This window comes from Psychrobacter sp. (assembly GCF_035469765.1).
Taxonomy (GTDB): domain Bacteria; phylum Pseudomonadota; class Gammaproteobacteria; order Pseudomonadales; family Moraxellaceae; genus Psychrobacter.
This window is the reverse complement of record NZ_DATIRM010000424.1, coordinates 1-2,888: the sequence shown is the minus strand read 5'-3', so window position 1 is coordinate 2,888 and position 2,888 is coordinate 1. Positions and strand designations below refer to the sequence as shown.

At 41.2% G+C, this 2,888-nt stretch carries 3 protein-coding genes and 1 pseudogene; all 4 read right to left on the bottom strand.

The genetic code is table 11. The features are described 5' to 3' along the window. Window positions 1-436 precede the first annotated feature (436 nt). Complete coding sequence (gene rplL / locus VLN09_RS11745; RefSeq protein ID WP_325246737.1) at window positions 437-808, bottom strand: 50S ribosomal protein L7/L12; 372 nt, start codon at window positions 806-808, stop codon at window positions 437-439. A gap of 126 nt (window positions 809-934) precedes the next feature. Then, entirely contained in the window at window positions 935-1,462 is a 528-nt protein-coding gene (rplJ, locus tag VLN09_RS11740; RefSeq protein WP_325246736.1) for a 50S ribosomal protein L10, read from the bottom strand. 444 nt (window positions 1,463-1,906) lie between these two features. Next, window positions 1,907-2,608 (bottom strand): 50S ribosomal protein L1, encoded by a 702-nt coding sequence (gene rplA, locus VLN09_RS11735; RefSeq protein WP_325246734.1) that lies wholly within the window; start codon window positions 2,606-2,608, stop codon window positions 1,907-1,909. Then, window positions 2,608-2,888, bottom strand: a pseudogene (gene rplK / locus VLN09_RS11730) (50S ribosomal protein L11); the annotation flags it as partial. The pseudogene rplK and the gene rplA, both read right to left, overlap by 1 nt.

The window sequence follows — 2,888 nt, the reverse complement described above, 5'->3', positions numbered from 1 at the left end:
TACCATCTAAACTGGCGATGATCAAAACCAATATCGTCGTTGATATCTACCGTCTACCAGCCTATATGCTGACAGTAAAACCATACTAAATAGGTCGTTCAACGATTTTCAGATTAGTAACAACTGGGATAACTATAAATTTAAGCAATTATAAACTCTAAGAGTAATAACGTTAAAAATCAGTATAAAATATAGTGTTAATAGAAAAGCATGCAGACACAAAAAATTGCCAAACATCTATAGACGTTTAGCTCATATCAACTGATTTCAATAACAAATAAGTGTGCTTGCATGTATATCGTCTGTCCTTTTGATGGGTATCCACCGTGTTGTTGCTTACGACTGTTGGCAGACACAAAAGGTCAAGCTACGAATTATAATAAAAAAAAGCCAGTAATGCAAGGCATTACCAGCTTTTTTTCGTACTACCGTTAAACTATTTTAGTTCAACAGTTGCACCAGCTTCTTCAAGTTTCTTTTTCAACTCTTCAGCTTCAGCTTTGTTAACGCCTTCTTTGATTGAAGCTGGAGCGCTTTCAACCAAATCTTTCGCTTCTTTCAAGCCAAGACCAGTAGCTTCACGTACGGCTTTAATTACGCCAACTTTCTTCTCGCCAAAGCTGGCAAGAACAACGTCAAACTCTGATTGCTCTTCAGCAGCAGCAGCAGGACCAGCAGCAGCAGGTGCAGCAGCGGCAACAGCAGCGGTTACGCCAAATTTTTCTTCCATAGCGCTGATTAATTCAACGATATCCATTACTGACATTTCAGCGATTGCGTTTAACACGTCATCTTTAGATAGTGCCATGAGAACTCTCCGTTATCTGATAAAAATTAATTGATTTTAAAATCGCTTGGATTGCTTGCCAAATTTTCAAATAGTGTTGGCAATAAAGTGCAATCGGCGATGTCAAAGTTACGTTAAAACAAGCAATTAAGCAGCTTCTTTTGCGTCTTTGATTGCTGCTACCGTGCGAACAAGCTTACTAGGAACAGCGTTCATAGTTTGAACAAGCTTGGTAACTGGTGCATTCATAGTAGCCATCAAGATAGAGAGTGCTTCGTCGCGAGTTGGTAGCTTCGATACGCGCTCTAGCTCTTCTGGACCATAAACAACACCACCAACTGATACCAATTTGGTCTCTAAAGCTTTGTGATCTTTACTGAAGTCAAAAATGACTCGAGCTGCAGATCCCAAATCTTCCATAGAGAAAGCCAAAAGTAATGGACCAGTCATACGGTCTGACATGCTCTCAAACTTAGTGCCTTCAAACGCACGTTTTGCTAGGGTGTTTTTTACCACTTTCAAAACGACGCCTTTTTCACGGGCTTGTTCGCGCAGCTTAGTAAGCTTTGCAACACCAATACCGTGATATTCGGCAGCTACTGCTGAGTAAGCATTAGCAGCAACTTCAGACACTTCAGCCACAACTTGTTGTTTTTGCTCTAGCGTTAATGCCATAAGTTGACTCCTTTAATCTTATCAATCAGCTGAGTATTTAATCATTTAAAACCTAAGTTATCAATAATTAAACGCTCGCTTAGACTGACTTGATACGACACGTTATCAGCAAATTTAATTTGCTGATAACGACTGATTACGGCACCGTTATCAGAATGACATCAAGTGATAGGTTACCCTATCGGCTCTTATCAACAACTGGGTGGGCCACCGTCTGCGTAGGACAATTAAGATTTTCATCTGTCATCGATTAACAACAGCAGCTCAATGTGATTGATTATGATCTACAAGAGTCATAATCAATTCCACTAAACCACTCTCTACCTACGGTCTTAGACAGCATAGCGTTTGCTACGCTGACCTAATATTTAAAATCGGGGTTTGTTTATTATCTAGTCTCAAATAAAGGAACAAGATAATAAGCAAGAATTCTTAGTACTCGTCTTATTTGTTAAGACGATGTGGTACTGGATCAATAGCAAGGCCTGGACCCATAGTGCTAGATAAAGTGATACGTTTGATGTAAACACCTTTAGACGTAGCTGGCTTAGCACGACGTAGGTCGGCTAATAAGGCTTGAGCATTTTCCATAACTTGCTCAACAGTAAAACCAACTTGACCAATAGTCGTATGGATAATACCTGCTTTGTCTACACGATACTGTGCTTGACCAGCTTTAGCGTTAGTCACTGCTTCAGCAACGTTAGGCGTAACTGTACCGACTTTAGGGTTAGGCATTAAACCACGTGGGCCTAGGATAGTACCTAGTTGACCAACTACACGCATTGCATCAGGAGCAGCGATAACGATATCAAAATCCATGTTACCGGCTTTGATTGATTCTGCTAGGTCTTCAAAACCAACGATGTCAGCACCAGCTTCTTTAGCGGCTTCAGCAGCAGCGCCTTGAGCAAATACAGCAACGCGTTTGGTTTTACCAGTACCCGCAGGTAGGTTAGTTGCGCCACGTACTACTTGATCAGATTTACGTGGGTCAACGCCCAAGTTTACTGCGATATCAATAGACTCTTTGAATTTAAGAGGTGGCAAATCGTTTAGGATTTGAACCGCTTCTTCGATCGTGTATTGTTTTTCATGCTCAATACGGCTATTGATTTCTTTTTGACGTTTGGTTAGCTTAGACATTATACACCCTCCACGGTAATACCCATTGAACGTGCAGTACCAGCGATGGTACGGATAGCAGCATCAAGATTAGCTGCAGTCAAATCTGCATCTTTAGTCTTAACGATTTCTTCTAATTGCGCACGGTCAACTTTACCGACTTTAGCGGTATTAGGTGTGCCAGAACCTTTAGCAATGCCAGCAGCCTTACGTAGTAAGTCTGCAGCTGGTGGTGACTTCATGATGAAGGTAAAAGACTTAACACTGTATACAGTGATCTCAGTAGGACTCGGTAAACCCG